The organism is Mobilicoccus massiliensis (genome assembly GCF_000826525.2).
GTDB lineage: Bacteria > Actinomycetota > Actinomycetes > Actinomycetales > Dermatophilaceae > Mobilicoccus > Mobilicoccus massiliensis.
This window is the reverse complement of sequence record NZ_LN651330.1, coordinates 313761-330964: the sequence shown is the minus strand read 5'-3', so window position 1 is coordinate 330964 and position 17204 is coordinate 313761. Positions and strand designations below refer to the sequence as shown.

The following is a 17204-nucleotide window of genomic DNA, read 5'->3' as shown; positions in this document are numbered from 1 at the left end:
CACGCGGCGGACGACCTGTCATCCGCACCCAGGACGTGCGTAGATCGCGCGAGGACGGCGCATCGGAGCCTCGTCGCCCCCTCGCCCGGCGCCCCCGCGCCCCCGTGGCGATAGGTTGAACCCATGCCTGCGCCGCTCTCTGAACTCGTGCATCCGACGTGGGCGACGGCCCTCGCGCCGGTCGAGGACGACATCGCGAGACTCGGGGCGTTCCTGCGAGAAGAACTCGCGGCGGGGCGGCCGTATCTGCCGGCCGGCAAGCACGTGTTGCGTGCGTTCGAACGGCCGCTCGACGCGGTGCGTGTGCTCATCGTCGGGCAGGACCCGTATCCGACACCCGGTCACGCCGTCGGCCTGTCGTTCTCGGTGGCGCCCGAGGTCAGTCCCGTCCCTCGCAGCCTCGTGAACATCTACAAGGAGATGCAGACCGACCTCGGGGTGCCGACGCCGAGCAACGGTGACCTCTCGCCGTGGGCCGAGCGGGGCGTCATGCTGCTCAACCGCGTTCTCACCGTGCGTCCCGGTGCCTCGGCCAGCCACCGCGGCAAGGGGTGGGAGGCCGTGACCTCCTGCGCGATCGATGCGCTCGCCCGCGCCCACGCCGACGGTCAGCCGCTGGTCGCCATCCTCTGGGGGCGCGACGCCCGCTCACTCGGCTCCGCGCTGGGCGCGATGCCGCGCGTCGAGAGCGCCCATCCGTCACCCCTGTCGGCGAGCAGCGGGTTCTTCGGATCCCGCCCGTTCAGCCGCAGCAACGACCTCCTGCAGCAGCAGGGCGCCGAACCGATCGACTGGAGACTCCCCTGATGCAGTTCCTCACCCCGCCCGAGCAGGGCTGGCGCCGGTACGTCGCGATCGGGGACTCGTTCACCGAGGGCATGAACGACGAGGACCCGCAGCGACCGGGCGAGTTCGTCGGCTGGGCCGACCGTCTGGCGGCGATGCTCCACCAGGAGTCCCGGCAGAGCGGCAACGGGCTCGAGTACGCCAACCTCGCGATTCGCGGGCGCAAGCTCGCCGATGTCGTCGAGCGGCAGCTCCCCGACGCGCTCTCGTTGCAGCCGGATCTCGTGAGCATGGTCGGCGGCGGCAACGACATCCTCCGCCCACGAGCCGACATCGAGGCGCTCGCCGAGCGGCTCGAGAAGGCGGTGATCCGTATTCGAGCGACCGGCGCCGACGTGCTGCTCGCCACCCCGACCGACCCCCGCGATGCTCCGCTCCTGCGGGCCGTCCGCGGCCGGCACGCCACGTACACCGCGTGCCTGTGGTCGATCGCCCGCAGGCACGGCTGCGCTCTGGTCGATCAGTGGGGGATGCGCGTCCTCGGCGACTGGCGGGTGTGGAGCGAGGACCGGATCCACATGAACTCCGAGGGGCACCGCCGCGTCGCCCTCGCCGCGTTCACCGCGCTGGGGTACTCCCCCGAGGACGCCGCGTGGGACGACCCGCTGCCTCCGGCTCCGCCGCTCGCCCGCGCCGAACGCCTGCGTGGCGACCGCGCCTGGGCCAAGACGTTCGTCGTGCCCTGGGTCGGGCGCCGCCTCACGGGACGTTCCTCCGGAGACGGCCGCTCCGCCAAGCGACCAGGGCTGTTGCCGCTGCCCTAGCGACTCTGGCCTCGCACGCGGCCGGGCATCTCCGGGCGGCGCGGATGACCTCGCGCAACAAAGACCGGTCACGCTCGAGACCTCGATCCACCACCCAGCCTCTGAGCAGCGACGATGCCGATTCCTGCTCGGTGAAGCCCTGGACTGACCGGTCTTTGTTGCGCGAGATCTCGTGAGCCGTCCGGGTAGGCGCCCTCGAGCACCCCCTCGTCATCTCCGCTGCGGCCCGACGTCGGCTGCGCCGACAGTCCGACCTCCTCGCCCCCGACCGCGAACTTTCGATGAACGTTCGGATGCCTCGATCGTTCACGCGCCACCGGCGCGGCCGACCGTGTCACGCTGCCCGTTCACCATCGACACCCTCGGGGGAGCCACATGGATTTCACGACGACGATCGAGATCGCTTCGGACGCACGCACGATCTGGGAGGCGGTGAGCAACCCGCAGAACTGGGCGAACTGGATGCCCGAGGTCAAGGACGTCGAGCCGACGAAGCCGGGCACGACCCCGGGTTACGGCGCCGAGTACACGGTCAAACAACCGTGGTGGAAGCTCGACACGCAACAGATCCAGATCCGCGACTTCGAGCCGGAGCGGCGCCTGGCGTACGCGGCGTCGACGAGCTCGGGTGAGATCGCGTTCGAGTACGCGATGCGCGAGCTGGCCGATCGCCGGTTCGCGGTGGACTTCACGATGCGTTCGGTCGGTGGCTACGCCAAGCTCACCGCCGCCCTCTCGGGCGGTGCGATGGAACGCCGGCTCGTCAAGGAGGCCGAAGAGCTTCGCGACTACTGCGAGGCACGCTCCCCCCAGGACGTCGTGGGGTGAGTCCACGTCGACGGCCCGGGGCGCGATCCGGGCCGTCGACGCCTGCAATCAGTCTTCGCGGAGGGCGTCGGTCGATGCCTCCTCGATGCCGTCTACGGCGGGACCGTCGTCGCCGCGGCCGTCGCCGGTCCCCGCATCGGTGTGTTTGCGGATCTGCGAGGACGCGCCGATGAGCGCCAGCCCGGTGAGCACGAAGAGCACGGCCCGCAGCACGCCGTCGACGGTGTGCAGATCGGCGAGGAACAACTTGGCGATCGCGGCGATGAGCAGGGCGTAACCGGCCCGCGTCACCGGGGACGCGGGGCGCAGGATCATGCCGACCGCGACCGCGACCCACACGATCGTCGTCACGACGTTCGCCGCCATCGCCTGCACCTCGGAGGCTCCGGGCAACAGGCCGACGGCCACGATCGCGGAACTCGCGCCGTACAGCCCGACCGCGAGGCCGGCGAGAACGCGCGCAGCGGGGTCGATTCTCGGAACTCGGATGTCGCGCACGCTCAGCACGTGCGCAGCACCGACACCGGCGAGCAACAGCCCCACCACCACCGCCTCCCAGCGGGTGGCATGGGCGACGGCCGAGGTCGAGAAGACGGCCGGCACCGGCACGAGGACGATCAGTCCCGCGATCGCCGCGAGGGTGAAGGCGATCGACGCGCCCCACATCGGCAGCGAGGCCCGCTGCCGGGCCGCGACGACGAGGACGAGGGCCTCGAAGGCGAGGAGCACGGCCACGACGTGGTCGGAGACGGGGAGGGCGAGCGTGGCGACCAGCAGGTGCGTGACAGCGCCGATCGTCAGCATCGTCCTGATCGCGCCCCGGTAGCGAACCGCCGCGATCGCCGTCGCCAGCGCGACCGCCCCGGCCACGGGAGCGGTGAGCTCGAGGCCGAGGAGCGCGGTCTCGTCCCGCAGCCACAGGATGGCGATCGCGCTCAGCCCGAGAGCGGTTCCGAGGACGGCCACCTCGGTGAGAGCGGTCGCGCAGGCGGCGATGAGAAGGAACACGACGATCGAGGTGAGCACACGAACCGTGCCACCGGCCGACCCCGCGGTGCCGCCGATCAGACCGATGAAGGCGACCGCGCCCAGGCCGAGGGACGCCACGCGGAACAGCGGCAGCCAGCGGTGTTCGACGACGGCGACGACGACGGGCACGTAGGCGATGGCCGCGAAGACGCTGAACTCCACGAAGGCGATGTCGGTCGCCGGCTGCAGGATCATGGGCAGGACGAGGATCATCTGGACGTACTCGAGCCCGGCGAGCACCTGGCTGCGCCACCGGTGGGCGACGAACACCCCCGCTCCGGCGAGCAGCAGAGCGAGAACGAGGCCGGCGAACGCCGGAAGCCACGCGTAGATCGCGGTCGTGGCGACGACGGCGGCGAAGGCGGCGGCGGAACTCGTCGCGGCCAGTGCGACAGCCGCGTCGCTGCTACGGCGGGCGTGCATCCGGCCGGCGACGAGGCCGAGGATCACGCTGAGCACCGCGAGCGCGACGACCCGGGGCACGGGTCCGAAAAGACCTGCGGCGATCGCCACGGCGAGCAGGAATCCCACGCCGAGGATCGTGACGACGGCGCCTCCGATGGCGAGCATGCGTTCTGGTGTGAGACGCCGCCGGCGCACACGTGGCGCGGCGGGCGCCCCGGCCGGCGACGGCGGCGCGGCCGGCGACGACGGCACGGCGGGGTGAACCGCGCCCTCGGCGTGGCTCCGGTCGTCGGCATGAGCACGCGCCTGCGACCCTGCCCGTGACGACGCTCGCTCCGGTCGAGATCCGGAGCCGGCACCTGCCGTGCCTCCCGGCGGAGCCCACAGACTCCCGCCGGCGACCGGTTGCGGCGTTTCCACAGCAGAGGGCTCGGCCGCGGACTCTCGGTCGATCGGCACACCGGACGTCGTCCTCGCCGCCGGCCATGCGCGCATGTCCTCTCCCGCCGACCTGGGAGCGGCCTCCGCGCCGGCATCGCCGGTCTGCGCCGTGGGGCGCGGTGGGGCCGAGGCCGCCGGCAACCCGGCCGGCTCACCGAGGCGACGCCCGATGGATTCGAGCTCGCGCCGGATGCCCACGACCTCCTCGAGCAGGGCCTCGACGACGGAATCGGGACTGGCGGTGCGGCCTGACATGGCGGTGCCTTCCGGGGTCGGACGGGTCGGTCGTCCCCATCGGACCAGCGCGTCGCCCTCGGCACCTGAGCCCCGATACCCACCCGCGAGCGACGCGGTACCTAGGCGACGCAGTACCCGAGCGGCACCGCGCTGGAACCATCCCGTGCCGGAGCGACGCAATACCCGGGGTCGTGCCGACGCCTGGCTCGCCCTTCGCGCCCCTCCCCGACTCTTCCTGCCCCTTCCTCCGCCCCCCGAACGCCGGAACGTCCGACCGCATCCGCCCGCCGTCACACGCGACGACCGCCGAGCCCGGCTCGGTTCCGGTCTCGGCGGTCGTGGTGTGGTCGGTGGGTGGCCGCGAGTTCAGCCGCGGCCCATCTCCTCGCGCAGCGCGGCGGCGAAGCCCTCGATGTCGGCCTCGGTGGTGTCGAAGCCGCACATCCAGCGGACCTCACCGGTGGCCTCGTCCCACACGTAGAACGGGTATTGACGCTGCAACCGCTCGGTGACCGTCGGGGGCACGACCGCGAAGACCGCGTTGGCCTGGGGCTCCTGGGTGACCTCGACCGTGTCGCGCACGGCGTCGACGAGCCGGCGCGCCATGGCGTTGGCGTGGGTGGCTCCACGCTTCCACAGGTCGTCGCCGAGGATGGCGAGCAGTTGCGCCGAGACGAACCTCATCTTGCTGGAGAGCTGGGCGTCGAGCTTGCGCACGAACTCTCCGTGCTTCGGGCCGGCGAGAACATCGGGGTCGAGCACGACGACCGCCTCGGCGCCCATGAGCCCGTGCTTGGTCCCGCCGAGCGAGAGCACGTCGACGCCGACCGCGGTCGTCACCTCGGCCAGCGAGCACCCGAGCGCCGCCGCGCCGTTGAACAGGCGGGCGCCGTCGAGGTGCACCCGCATCCCGAGCTTGTGGGCGTGCTCGGAGAGCGCGGCGAGCTCGTCGAGGGTGTACACCGTGCCGAGCTCGGTGCTCTGGGTGATCGAGAGCACCGCAGGTTGGGCGTGGTGCTCGTCGCCGAATCCCCACGCCACCGTGTCGACGAGCTCGGGGGTGAGCTTGCCGTCGGGGGTGTCGACGGGCAGGAGTTTGACCCCGGAGATCTTCTCCGGCGCGCCGCACTCGTCGACGTTGATGTGCGCCGAGCGGGCACAGACGACGGCACCCCATCGCGGAGTCAGCAGGTCGAGGGAGACGACGTTCGCGCCGGTGCCGTTGAACACCGGATAGATGCGCGCCCCCTCGCCGAAGACCTGGCGGACCCGCTCGCCGAGGGCCACTGTGTAGACGTCCTCGCCGTACGCCTTCTGGTGCCCGCCGTTGGCCGTCGCGATCGCCTCGAGCACCTCGGGCAGCACTCCGGAGTAGTTGTCGCTGGCGAAGCCCCGAAAGTTCGGGTCGTGGAGTCGCTCGATCATGCCGTCAGGCTACGGCGGGTGCCGTTGAGCTCGGTCGCGGGCACGTCGAAGAGCGTGACGAGTTCGCGCGCGAGGTCGTCGACGTGGGTGTAGCCCGGGAACTTGCGATCGGGCCGTTCCTCACGCATGCGATCGGTGAGCAGCGCCTTGATCTGCACGACGGTCGCCGCCGCACCACTCGCGTCGCTTCCGTCGTTCCCGGCCTCCTCTGCCTCCTCTGCCTTCTCTGCCCCGGCCTTCGCCGCCTTGGCGAAGGAGTCGGCGACCGCGAGCGTCCAGGCCTCGGCCGCGGCCTTCGCGGCCGCGTACGAGGCGTTGTTCGCGTTCGGGGTCTGTGCCTGGGTGGTGGAGACGATGGCGAGCCGCCCGCCGGAGTCGACGAGCGCGTCGTGCGCCGCCCGCGACGTGTGCTGCAGGGTGCGAATCAGCAGGTCGTGCAACAGGGCCCAGTCGGCGAGGTCGGACTCGACGATGCCCTTGCCGCCACGCCAACCGCCGACGAGGTGAAAGAGACCGTCGATGCGGCCGTGCTCGGCCGGCACGCGACCGATCGCCTCCCGCGTCGCGCTCTCGTCGAGCAGGTCGACGACGAGGGGCTCGACCGATCCGCCCCCGGCGGCCTGAGCGCGGGCCGCCTCGACGACGGGCTCGAGGCGGTCCGCTGCGTTGTCGATCGCGACGACCGTCGCGCCGCGTGAGGCGAGCGCGGCCACCGTGGGCGGCCCGGCGGCCCCCGCCGCGCCGGCGACGAGGACGACCTTGCCCGCGAGCGGGTTCACCTCCGCCCGGGAGTCCGTCGACACCTGGCTCACACCGTCACCTCGTTCGTCGTCTCGGCCGGCGCGACCTGCACGTCGGCGGCCGTGATGCCCTTCGTCGAGGCGATGACCGGGCCGAGCTTGCGGTCGAGCGCCTCGAAGAACATGTTGAGCGGGAACTCGTCGGGCAGGACGAGGTCGACGAGCTCCTTGGGCTTGCCCTCCAGCGGCAGCGCCTCGGCGCCCTTGGCCCACGTCGAGCGCGGGTGGGGAACGACGTACTGCGACACGAAGTCGTACGAGGCGATCCACTGCGCGACCTTGCTGCGGTCGATGCCGTCCCGGTAGAGCGCGTTGACGGCGTCGGCGAGTGCGCACACCTGCTCGGGCACCTGCTGCCAGTCGAAGCTCAACCGGTTGTCGGTCCAGCGCAGCGCGTCGTGCTTGTGCAGCCACGCGAAGAGCAGCTGACCTCCGAGCCCGTCGTAGTTGCGCACCCGGCCGCCGGTGATCGAGAACCGGAAGATGCGGTCGAAGATCACGCCGTACTGCACGCCCTTGGCGAACGGCTGTCCCTCCTTCTCGAGCTTGACGGCCTGCACGAACGTGTTGAGGTCGCAGCGCAGCTCCTCGAGGGAGTACATCCAGTACGGCATGCGCTGCTTGATCATGAACGGGTCGAACGGCAGGTCACCGCGCATGTGGGTGCGGTCGTGGATCATGTCCCACATCGCGAACATGCCCTGGCAGTACTCCTGGCTGACGAGCAGGCGCTCGGCGTCCGGCGGCAGGTCCAGCGAGAGCAGGTCGGCGGCGGCGCTCGTCACGCGGCGGAAGCGCGCGGCCTCGCGGTCGGAGAAGATCGCGCCCCACGTGAACTTCGCGACCTCGCGGGTGGCGACGGTCTCGGGAAAGAGCACCGCGGAGTCGGTGTCGTAGCCCGGCGTGAAGTCGATGAAGTCGATCGAGAGGAACGCCGGGTTGGTGTAGGTCTGCTCGACCTCGGCCAGCCACTCGGGCCAGTAGACCCTGATGAGCACCGCCTCGACGTTGCGGTCGAGGTTGCCGTTCTGCGTGTACATCGGGAAGACGACGAGGTGTGCCAGGCCGTCCTCGCGGTCGCGGTCGGGGTGGAACAGCTCGAGGGAGTCGAAGAAGTCCGGAACCCCGAAGCCCTCGCTCTGCCAGCGCCGGAAGTCGGCGACGCACTGCGTGAGGTAGTCCGCGTCGTGCGGGAACTCCGGAGCCAGGGCCTCGATGCCGGCGCAGATGCGGTCGACGAGCGCGCCCGCCGCCGCCAGGTCGTGCGTCTCGCCGTCGATCGAGCCGTCCTTGCTCTGCATCGGACGAATCTCCTCGACCGCGGCCTTGAGCTCGAGCCAGCGGGGGTCGACGGCGAGCCACGCGGCGGCGAGGTCGGCCTCGCTGTGCCCACGACCGGCCCCGGCCGCCCACGTCACGAGGTTGACCCACCAGGCGCGGTGGTCGAGGTCGTCGATGGAGTCGTCACCGAAGAGATCGGAGTCACCGAGCAGCACGAGGCGGCCGGCACCCGGACGTGCGGTGAGGGCGAGGGGCTCACCGGCCGGATCGGCGACCTCGCTGGTGCGCGCGAGGATGCGCACGTCGCCCGCCTTGGCGGGGTCCTCGACCGCGAGCGTGCCCGCGCGGTAGAAGCACACCTCGTCGATGCCCGCGAGCACGCCCCCGCGGCGACGCCCCTCCTGCTCGGTCTCGAGCTCGCCCCGCACCCAGGCGGAGACACCGTTGAAGCGGTGCGTGCCGTCGTGCGCCGTGTTGTTGCGGATCGTGAGGCCGAAGCGGGCGAGCAGCTCGAGCAGGTTGGATCCGTACGACCCCTGCTGGCACTCCCCGAGGACGACGAGACCGCCACCGCCGCGGACGTACGCCTCGATCGCGTCGAGTTCGTCGGGCGAGAACGTCGGGGAACCGGAGCCGCTCGTGCGCTCCGACGCCGCGTCGGCGGGGTGGGCGACGACGAGGACGTCGGCCTCGTCGAGCACCGCCCCGTCGAGCTCGCCTGCCGTGTGGGCGGTGACCTCGAAACCGCGGTGACGAAGCGCCTCCGCGGCCTCCGCGTAGCTCGCGTCGGCCGGCTGGGCGGGGTTGATGCGGGCAGCGGTCTGCGGGTCCAGCGACCATGCCTCGTTGTGCGCCTCATCGACGACGACACGGGGGAACACGCTCATCGGTCGACTCCTTCTCTTCGTTCTTCGTTCTGCGGCTGGGACTCGGTGCGCGTCAGGTGCGCGTGTCGACGGAGGATCCACCAAGGTGAACCGTCCGGACGGTCTAGTACAGACTGTGACACGGGCACCCACGATGTCCACACCCCGCCGAGAATCCGCAGTCGGCGAGCCTGCGCCGCCGCAGGAGCCCGGGCCGCGCCCGCTGCGCGCTCCGCTCCGGCGGGCGATCCTGCGCACGAAGGCCCCTCGAACCCGATGCCGGTGCCTTCCGGTGGGCCGTTGTCGGCCCCCGCCGCTAGAGTGTGAATCACTCCATGAGACGAGGTGAGCGGCATGTCGATCGCCAAGACCTTCCTCGAGTGGCCGGTCCTCCGGCAGCTTCGAGAAGGCGACTTCCTCGGTCGCGGCCCAGCGGTCGCTTCCGAACGCACGAAGTCCCTGACACCGCGCACGGTCGAGGCCGACCGTGTCGCGAAGAGCGTCTGCCCCTACTGCGCGGTCGGGTGCGGCCAGAAGATCTTCGTCAAGGACGAGAAGATCGTGCAGATCGAGGGCGACCCCGACTCACCGATCTCTCGTGGGCGGCTGTGCCCCAAGGGCAGCGCCAGCGAGCAGCTCGTCAACAACCCCACGCGGCAGACCAAGGTGCTCTACCGGGCGCCGCACGCCACCGAGTGGACCCGCCTGTCCATGGCCGAGGCCACCGAGATGATCGCCGATCGCATCATCGAGACTCGGGCCCGCACCTGGCAGGGCACCGATGACGAGGGCCGCCGGCTCAACCGCACGATGGGCATCGCCTCTCTGGGTGGCGCGACGCTCGACAACGAAGAGAACTACCTCATCAAGAAGCTCTTCACGGGCCTCGGCGCGATCCAGATCGAGAACCAGGCGCGTATTTGACACTCCGCCACCGTCCCCAGTCTGGGGGCCTCGTTCGGGCGCGGCGGCGCCACGCAGTTCGTGCAGGACATGGCGAATGCCGATTGCATCGTCATCCAGGGTTCCAACATGGCCGAGAACCACCCGGTGGCCTATCAGTGGGTCACCGAGGCCAAGATGCGCGGAGCCAAGGTCATCCACGTCGACCCGCGGTTCACCCGCACCTCCGCCGTGGCCGACAAGCACGTGCCCATCCGGGCCGGCAGCGACATCGTGTTCCTCGGCGCGCTCATCAACCACGTCATCACCAACGAGCTCTACTTCGACGAGTACGTCAAGGCGTACACCAACGCGGCGACCCTCGTCAGCGAGGAGTTCCAGGACGTCGACGAGCTCGACGGCATCTTCTCGGGTTACGACCCCGAGCTCGGCACCTACGACATGGCCTCGTGGAGCTACGCCTCCTACGACGGCGACGGGGAGGTCGGCACGCCGGGCGGTCCGGAGCACGAGCACGGCCACCTCAAGCGTGAGCGCTCCGCCGGTGACGAGCACGGCTCCGGTGGCCCGCCGCTCGAGAACGCGCACGTGATCCGTGACGAGACGCTGCAGCACCCCCGCACGGTGTTCCAGGTGCTCAAGCGGCACTTCGCCCGTTACACCCCCGAACTCGTCGAGCAGTTGTGCGGCGTGAGCCAGGCCGACTTCCTCGAGGTCGCCGAGGCGGTCACGAGCAACAGTGGCCGCGAGCGCACCACGTGTTTCGCGTACGCCGTGGGCTGGACGCAGCACACGATGGGCGCGCAGTTCATCCGTACCGCGGGCATCCTGCAACTCCTGCTCGGCAACGTCGGCCGGCCCGGCGGCGGCATCATGGCGCTGCGCGGGCACGCGAGCATCCAGGGCAGTACCGACATCCCGACGCTGTTCAACCTGCTGCCGGGTTACCTGCCCATGCCGATGGTCGGTGTCCACGACTCCTTCGACGAGTACGTCACCGCCATCGCCTCGCCGGATCAGAAGGGGTACTGGAGCGAGGCCAGGTCGTACGCGACGAGCCTGCTCAAGGCCTGGTACGGCGATGCGGCCACGGCCGAGAACGGCTGGTGCTTCGACGTGTTGCCGCGCCTCACCGGCAACCACAACACGTACGCGAGCGCGATGGGCATGATCGAGGGCACGGTCGAGGGGTACTTCCTCCTCGGCCAGAACCCGGCGGTGGGCTCGTCGCACGGCCGGCTCCAACGGCACGCGATGAGCAACCTCAAGTGGCTCGTCGTGCGCGACATGAACCTCATCGAGTCGGCGACGTTCTGGAAGTCCGGCCCCGAGATCGCCACGGGTGAGATGAAGACCGAGGAGATCGGTACCGAGGTCTTCTTCCTGCCCGCCGCGGCCTACGCGGAGAAGTCGGGCACGTTCACCCAGACCCAGCGACTGCTGCAGTGGCGTGAGGCCGCGGTCGCGCCTCCGGGCGAGGCCAACTCCGACCTCGAGTTCTTCTACGAGCTCGGCAACGTCATCCGCCGCAAGCTGGCGGGCAGCACCGAGCCTCGCGACCGGGCGATCCTCGACCTCACGTGGGACTACCGCCGCGACGAGAACGGTGAGATCGACGCCGAGGCCGTTCTCGCAGAGATCAACGGCCGTTACCTCACGGGCGAGAAGGCCGGTCAGCTGCTGCCGTCGTACACCGAGATGAAGGACGACGGCTCCACCGACGGTGGGTGCTGGATCTACACCGGCGTCTTCAAGGACGGCATCAACCAGGCGCACCGTCGCAAGCCCGACGCGGAGCAGAACTGGGTCGCCCCCGAGTGGGGCTGGGCCTGGCCGGCCAACCGGCGCATCCTGTACAACCGCGCCTCGGCCGACCGTGACGGCAAGCCGTGGAGCGAGCGCAAGGCCTACGTGTGGTGGGACGAGGAGAAGGGGCAGTGGACCGGCCACGACGTGCCGGACTTCCCGCTCAAGACTCGGCCCGACTACCGGCCCGGTCAGGGCGTCGGTGGGCCGGAGGGTCTCGCCGGCGACGATCCCTTCATCATGCAGGCCGACGGCAAGGGTTGGCTGTACGCACCCAAGGGCATGGTCGACGGCCCGATGCCGAGCCACTACGAGGCGCAGGAGTCGCCGGTCGAGAACCCGTTGTACGACCAGCAGCGCAGTCCTTCGCGCATGATCTTCCCGCGCAAGGACAACCTTACCGCGCCCTCGGCAGGCGAACACGGCTGGCGGGTCTACCCGTTCGTGTTCACCACCTACCGGCTCACCGAGCACCACACGGCCGGCGGCATGAGCCGGTGGCTGCCCTACCTCGCCGAGCTCCAGCCGGAGTTCTTCTGCGAGGTCTCGCCCGAGCTCGCAGCGGAGCGCGGCCTGGAGAACGGCGGCTGGGCGACGATCATCTCGCCGCGCTCGGCCATCGAGGCGCGCGTGCTCGTCACCGAGCGCGTACGTCCGTTGCGCATCAACGGTCACACCGTGCACCAGATCGGCCTGCCCTATCACTGGGGCCAGGGCGGCGACGGTGCGGTGGTCACCGGTGACGGCGCCAACGACCTCCTCGGCGTGACGCTCGACCCGAACGTCGCGATCCAGGAGTCCAAGGTCGCGAGTTGCGACATCCGGCCCGGGCGACGCCCCACCGGCGAGGCCCTCGTGCGTCTCGTCGAGGAGTACCGCTCGCTCGCCGGTGTGACGACCGCGACCGGTAACACCCGTCGTGCTCCCGATGCCGTGCCGCAGGGCTCGCCGACGGAGCCGCGCGACGACTTCAACGACAACGATTCGTCAGCGGGTTCGTACCCGATCAGCAAGGAGGACTGAGGCGATGGGATTCTGGCGCACCCAGCTCTCCGGCCCGACCGATCCCGCCCGTGACGCGGGGTGGGAGGATCCGCCGCCCCGCAAGGGCTTCTTCACCGACACCTCGATCTGCATCGGCTGCAAGGCCTGTGAGGTCGCGTGCAAGGAGTGGAACGGCATCCCCATGGACCGGTTGGGGATGACGGGCGACTCCTACGACAACACGGTCTCGCTCGGGGCGAGCACGTGGCGGCACGTCGCGTTCATCGAGCAGACGACCGAGGGCGTCGAGAAGGCACGAGAATCCGGCAAGCGGCTCGTCGACCTCGGCATGCCCTCGATCCGGCCCTCGGAGCGCCTCGGCACCGAGCCCCTCGTGGGAGCGACCGCGATGCGGACGCAGGACGCCGTGCCGGCGGGGCTTCCGCTGGGCGGTCCGGGGACGGCTGCCTCGCTCGAGGCCGGGCCCGAGACCGACCTCAGCGACGTCGACGCGGCGCAGCGGGCGGCCGAGGAGGCCCTGGCCACGGGCACGCTGCCCAACTTCCGCTGGCTCATCGCCTCGGACGTCTGCAAGCACTGCACCCACGCGGCGTGCCTCGACGTGTGCCCCACGGGGTCGCTGTTCCGTACGGAGTTCGGCACGGTCGTCGTCCAGGACGAGGTCTGCAACGGCTGCGGTTACTGCGTGGCGGCCTGCCCGTTCGGCGTCATCGAACGGCGTGATCGGCCCGAGGGCGAGAAGAAGGCGGTCAAGAACGAGGGCATCGCGCAGAAGTGCACCCTGTGTTACGACCGCCTCGGCGTCGACCAGAAGCCGGCGTGCGCGCAGGCCTGCCCGACGACCTCGATCCAGTTCGGCGACCTCGACGAGATGCGCCGGCGGGCCTCCGAGCGCGCCAAGACGCTGCACGCCAAGGGGTACACCGAGGCGCGGGTCTACGGCGCCGACCAGAACGACGGCGTCGGTGGCACCGGATCGGTGTTCCTGCTGCTCGACGAGCCCGAGGTGTACGGTCTCCCGCCGGACCCGGTGGTCACCACGGCCGACCTGCCCGACATCTTCCGCAAGGCCGGCTTCGCAGGGCTCACCATGCTCGCGGGTGCGGCCGCCTGTTTCATCGGACGGAGACCATGAGCACCCCCTTCGGCCCCAGCAGCGGACCCCACTTCGACGAGCCCGCCCGGGTCGCGCCCACGACCCCGAACGACGAGGCGCCGCCGCAGCCGGGGGTCATCACCCCCGAACTCGGCACGGTCGAAGGCAGCGCCGCGCACGGACTCGCGAATCGGCATGATGACCGCGCGAGCCGGCGTGACGACGGACGCGGTGGTCGGCGCGGTGGCGGGCGCGGCGGCCGACGCAGGCAGCGTGACGACGTCATGGTGCCGCCGATGGAGTTCACCTCGTACTACGGCCACAACATCGTCAAGCCCGCGCCGTGGAAGAGCGAGATCCCGGCGTACCTGTACATGGGCGGGCTCGCGGCCGGCTCGGCTCTCGTCGCCGCCGGCGGTGAGATGACGGGTCGCCACGAGTTGCAGCGCAACAGCCGGCTCATCGCGCTCGCGGCGCTGATGGGCTCGACGGGTGCGCTCATCGCCGACCTCGGCAAGCCGAGCCGCTTCTACAACATGATGCGCACGATCAAGCTCACCTCCCCGATGTCGGTCGGCTCGTGGATCCTCGCCGGCTTCGGCGCGTTCACCGGCGTCGCGGCCGTCTCGGAGGTCATGCGGTTCATCGTGCCCAAGAGCGTTCCGGGCCAGCAGTTCTGGCCGATCGGGGACCGGCTCGCGAGCCTCGGTGCGGGCGCGTTCTCGGCTCCGCTGGCCGCCTACACGGCGGTGCTGCTCTCCGACACCGCCACACCCACCTGGCACGCCTCGTACAAGCAGTTGCCGTTCGTCTTCGTCGGCTCCGCCCTCGCCGCTGCCGGTGGTGCGGCGATGACGGTCACCGACCCCGCCGAGTGCGGCCCTGCGCGCCGCATGGCCGTCGGTGGGGCCCTGCTCGACGTCGCCGTCTTCCAGGTCATGGAGGACAAGCTCGGCATGCTCGCCGAGCCGATGCGCGAGGGCAAGGCCGGCAAGCTCCTCACTGCGGCCAAGGTGCTGACCCTGACGGGCGCCGCCCTCTCGCTGTTCGGTGGCCGCAGCCGACTGGCCGCCGTCGCCGCCGGCGTGGCCCTCAACGCCGGGTCGGCCTGCACCCGGTTCGGGGTCTTCGAGGCCGGTCTCACCTCGGCCCGTGACCCCAAGTACACGGTCGTCCCGCAGCGGGAACGCCTCGAGCGCAAGCTCGCACAGACCCCGCAGCAACGTGCAGACGCCGCGCAGGATCAGCGCGTCGCTCATCACACCGGCACCGCCGTCAACCCATACTGAGGCGCGCCGCTCGACCCATCCTCAGGCAGCGTTGCCGATCCATCCTGAATGACATCGTCGGATGCCCCGGTGGAGACGCCGGGGCATCCGCGCCGTTCTGAACACCTTTGTCGAACAATCATCCTCGACCCCACACGCGGAGGGCTCCATGACGAGCGACACCACCGCGGCCACGCGCGGCCGCACCCCCAATCGTTGGCTGATCCTCGCCGGAGGCGTCCTGGTCCAGCTCGCCATCGGCGCGGTCTACGCGTGGAGCGTGTTCGGCGCGGCGTTCCAGGCACCCGAATCCGTTCTGCACCTCTCGAAGGTGCAGGCCGCGGTGCCGTTCGAGGTCGCCATCGGCATGATCTTCGTCGGCACCTTCATCGGAGGCCGCATCCAGGACCGTCAGGGCCCCCGCACCGTGGCCCTCGTCGGCGTCGTCATCTACGCCATCGGCATCATCGTCAGTTCGTTCGCGCGCGGCGCCGGCGACTTCTGGATCCTCGTGCTCGGCTACGGCGTGCTCTCCGGCTTCGGCCTCGGCCTGGCGTACATCGTGCCGATCGCCATGCTGCAGAAGTGGTTCCCCGACAAGGCCGGGCTCGTCACCGGGCTGGCCGTCGGCGGCTTCGGCTTCGGCGCGGTCATCACCGCCCCCGTGGCCAACCGGCTGCTCGCCGCCAACCCCGCCGAGCCCGCCGCGGCGTTCCTCCCGCTCGGCATCGCCTACCTCGTCTTCGGCCTCATTGGCGCCATGACCTTCGCCAACCCGCCCAAGCGTGTCGACCCGAGCAAGCCCGTCGAGCAGACGCGCGCCGCCGACGCCACGGTCGGCGCCGGGCGGGACTTCACGCAGGCCGAAGCGCTGCGCACCCCGCAGTGGTTCCTGCTCATGATGATCCTCGCGCTGGCCGTCACCGCGGGAATCTCCCTGATCTCGGTCGCCAAGGCGACCGCCGTCGACGTCGCCGGGTTCTCCGGCGCGGCGGCCGCCAGCCTCGTCGGCATCCTCGGCCTCTTCAACGGCGGCGGCCGCATCCTGTGGGCGGCGGTCTCGGACCGCATCGGCAAGATGCCGTCGTTCGTGGGGATCCTCGCCATCCAGGGCATCTGCCTCATCGCCATGCCCCACGCCCACAGCGTGTGGCTCTTCACCCTGCTCGCCGCGCTCATCTACACCTGCTACGGCGGCGGGTTCGGCACGATGCCCTCCACCGCGGGCCAGTTCTTCGGAGTGACGAACGCGGGCGGCATCTACGGCCTCATGCTCATCGCCTGGAGCATCGGCGGCGTCGCCGGCCCGCTGCTCACGACGTGGCTCCTCGGCGCCGACAAGAACTACACGCTGGCGTTCACGACGATCGGTGTCATCGCGCTCGTCAGCGCGGTCATCCCGCTCATCACCAAGAAGCCGGCCCGTCCGACGGGTGCCGTCACGGCCTGACCGCCCGCCCGCCCACGCGCCGACACAGCCGGCGATTCCGCCCCACAGCATGACGTGGTTCGACCACGTCACTGCCGCGGGTCGGGATCGCCGGCTGTTTCCGTGATGCGTCCACACTGCGGGACGTCCGGTCGAGAGGGTGGACGCGAGAGACGTCTCCGTCGTTTCATCTTGTTATGTCTTTCATAAGTCGAGCCGAGGTGTAGGCGGGCTGCCGAATGTGTCGGCACCTCTGTCGTCGCTGACGACCCCGCCCCATTCACCCGACTCCGAAAGACACCGGCATGACCATCGGCACTACCGAGCCCACCCGTGTGACCTCCCGCCGCAGCGCACACGACGCCACCGTCACCGCGCTCCTCACCTCGCTCTTCGCCGGCCCGCGCACCACGCCTGCGGACGTGACGAGCCCGCGCGCCGCGTACCAGGACGCGTTGTACGGCCGAGCCGTTCTCGTCGACCTGCGCCCGTGCGCCGCTCGACGCGCGGGTGGGGGTCTCGGCCTCGGCGCCGTCGCGCTCGACTCCGATCACGGCGACGCCCTGATCCGGGTTCAGCGACTCGCGGAGACCTCGCCGGTGGTCCTCGTCTCCACCGACGGCACGCTCGCTGCCCGCATCGCGGCTCACCTGCGCAGTCTCGGACTCGCGTGGGTCGACGCCGTCGACGGCGGATTCGTCGCCTGGCAGCACGCCGGCCTGCCTGTGGTGGCGGCCTCGGCAGCTCCCGCGGCCTGAGCGTCACCGCTCACCTC

The 17204-nt window shown here is 70.6% G+C and carries 12 protein-coding genes; 8 read left to right on the top strand and 4 right to left on the bottom strand.

All coding sequences use genetic code 11. The annotated features are described in order from the left end of the window. Positions 1 to 123: 123 nt before the first annotated feature. From BN1197_RS11320 to BN1197_RS11310, 3 genes are all read left to right on the top strand, one after another. Positions 124 to 807 carry a uracil-DNA glycosylase gene (locus BN1197_RS11320; protein ID WP_040159528.1) on the top strand — a complete coding sequence of 228 codons (684 nt, stop codon included), beginning with the start codon at positions 124 to 126 and terminating at the stop codon, positions 805 to 807. Next, positions 807 to 1610 carry an SGNH/GDSL hydrolase family protein gene (locus tag BN1197_RS11315; RefSeq protein WP_040159526.1) on the top strand — a complete coding sequence of 268 codons (804 nt, stop codon included), beginning with the start codon at positions 807 to 809 and terminating at the stop codon, positions 1608 to 1610. The genes BN1197_RS11320 and BN1197_RS11315 overlap by 1 nt, the downstream gene beginning before the upstream one ends. A gap of 375 nt (positions 1611 to 1985) precedes the next feature. Next, positions 1986 to 2438, top strand: a complete 453-nt coding sequence (locus BN1197_RS11310; RefSeq protein ID WP_040159524.1) for an SRPBCC family protein — start codon at positions 1986 to 1988, stop codon at positions 2436 to 2438. A gap of 48 nt (positions 2439 to 2486) precedes the next feature. On the opposite strand, the gene BN1197_RS11305 is transcribed toward BN1197_RS11310, so the two are convergent. From BN1197_RS11305 to BN1197_RS11290, 4 genes are all read right to left on the bottom strand, one after another. Then, the gene (locus BN1197_RS11305) at positions 2487 to 4037 is read right to left on the bottom strand and encodes a DUF2339 domain-containing protein (RefSeq protein ID WP_176489745.1); all 1551 of its coding nucleotides are present in this window, start codon (positions 4035 to 4037) and stop codon (positions 2487 to 2489) included. An 879-nt stretch (positions 4038 to 4916) separates the two neighbouring features. Continuing rightward, complete coding sequence (locus BN1197_RS11300) at positions 4917 to 5975, bottom strand: threonine aldolase family protein (RefSeq protein ID WP_040159521.1); 1059 nt, start codon at positions 5973 to 5975, stop codon at positions 4917 to 4919. Continuing rightward, complete coding sequence (locus tag BN1197_RS11295) at positions 5972 to 6787, bottom strand: SDR family NAD(P)-dependent oxidoreductase (protein WP_245851899.1); 816 nt, start codon at positions 6785 to 6787, stop codon at positions 5972 to 5974. The genes BN1197_RS11300 and BN1197_RS11295 overlap by 4 nt, the downstream gene beginning before the upstream one ends. Further along, positions 6784 to 8943, bottom strand: a complete 2160-nt coding sequence (locus BN1197_RS11290) for a DUF6421 family protein (protein WP_040159518.1) — start codon at positions 8941 to 8943, stop codon at positions 6784 to 6786. Before BN1197_RS11290 ends, BN1197_RS11295 begins: the two co-directional genes overlap by 4 nt. Before the next feature lie 333 nt (positions 8944 to 9276). Here BN1197_RS11290 and fdh point away from each other — a divergent pair, with 333 nt between their 5' ends. The 5 genes from fdh to BN1197_RS11260 all read left to right on the top strand — a co-directional run bounded on the left by fdh (position 9277) and on the right by BN1197_RS11260 (position 17187). Beyond that, positions 9277 to 12654 (top strand): formate dehydrogenase, encoded by a 3378-nt coding sequence (gene fdh / locus BN1197_RS11280; RefSeq protein ID WP_176489744.1) that lies wholly within the window; start codon positions 9277 to 9279, stop codon positions 12652 to 12654. Positions 12655 to 12658: 4 nt separating this feature from the next. Further along, a complete protein-coding gene (locus tag BN1197_RS11275) occupies positions 12659 to 13771 on the top strand; it encodes a 4Fe-4S dicluster domain-containing protein (protein ID WP_040159512.1) in 1113 nt (370 codons plus the stop codon). Next, on the top strand, positions 13768 to 15021 hold the full coding sequence (gene nrfD / locus BN1197_RS11270; RefSeq protein ID WP_082043820.1) for an NrfD/PsrC family molybdoenzyme membrane anchor subunit: 1254 nt from the start codon (positions 13768 to 13770) through the stop codon (positions 15019 to 15021). Before BN1197_RS11275 ends, nrfD begins: the two co-directional genes overlap by 4 nt. 148 nt (positions 15022 to 15169) lie before the next feature. Beyond that, positions 15170 to 16450 (top strand): L-lactate MFS transporter, encoded by a 1281-nt coding sequence (locus BN1197_RS11265; RefSeq protein WP_052466555.1) that lies wholly within the window; start codon positions 15170 to 15172, stop codon positions 16448 to 16450. 284 nt (positions 16451 to 16734) lie between these two features. Next, a complete protein-coding gene (locus tag BN1197_RS11260; RefSeq protein WP_052466553.1) occupies positions 16735 to 17187 on the top strand; it encodes a rhodanese-like domain-containing protein in 453 nt (150 codons plus the stop codon). Positions 17188 to 17204: the final 17 nt, after the last annotated feature.

Coding starts and splice junctions, on each gene's coding strand:
- BN1197_RS11305 (WP_176489745.1), bottom strand. CDS start 4,037: ATGCTCGCCATCGGAGGCGCCGTCGTCACGATCCTCGGCGTGGGATTC.
- BN1197_RS11265 (WP_052466555.1), top strand. CDS start 15,170: ATGACGAGCGACACCACCGCGGCCACGCGCGGCCGCACCCCCAATCGT.
- BN1197_RS11300 (WP_040159521.1), bottom strand. CDS start 5,975: ATGATCGAGCGACTCCACGACCCGAACTTTCGGGGCTTCGCCAGCGAC.
- BN1197_RS11310 (WP_040159524.1), top strand. CDS start 1,986: ATGGATTTCACGACGACGATCGAGATCGCTTCGGACGCACGCACGATC.
- BN1197_RS11315 (WP_040159526.1), top strand. CDS start 807: ATGCAGTTCCTCACCCCGCCCGAGCAGGGCTGGCGCCGGTACGTCGCG.
- BN1197_RS11275 (WP_040159512.1), top strand. CDS start 12,659: ATGGGATTCTGGCGCACCCAGCTCTCCGGCCCGACCGATCCCGCCCGT.
- BN1197_RS11290 (WP_040159518.1), bottom strand. CDS start 8,943: ATGAGCGTGTTCCCCCGTGTCGTCGTCGATGAGGCGCACAACGAGGCA.
- nrfD (WP_082043820.1), top strand. CDS start 13,768: ATGAGCACCCCCTTCGGCCCCAGCAGCGGACCCCACTTCGACGAGCCC.
- BN1197_RS11260 (WP_052466553.1), top strand. CDS start 16,735: ATGACCATCGGCACTACCGAGCCCACCCGTGTGACCTCCCGCCGCAGC.
- BN1197_RS11320 (WP_040159528.1), top strand. CDS start 124: ATGCCTGCGCCGCTCTCTGAACTCGTGCATCCGACGTGGGCGACGGCC.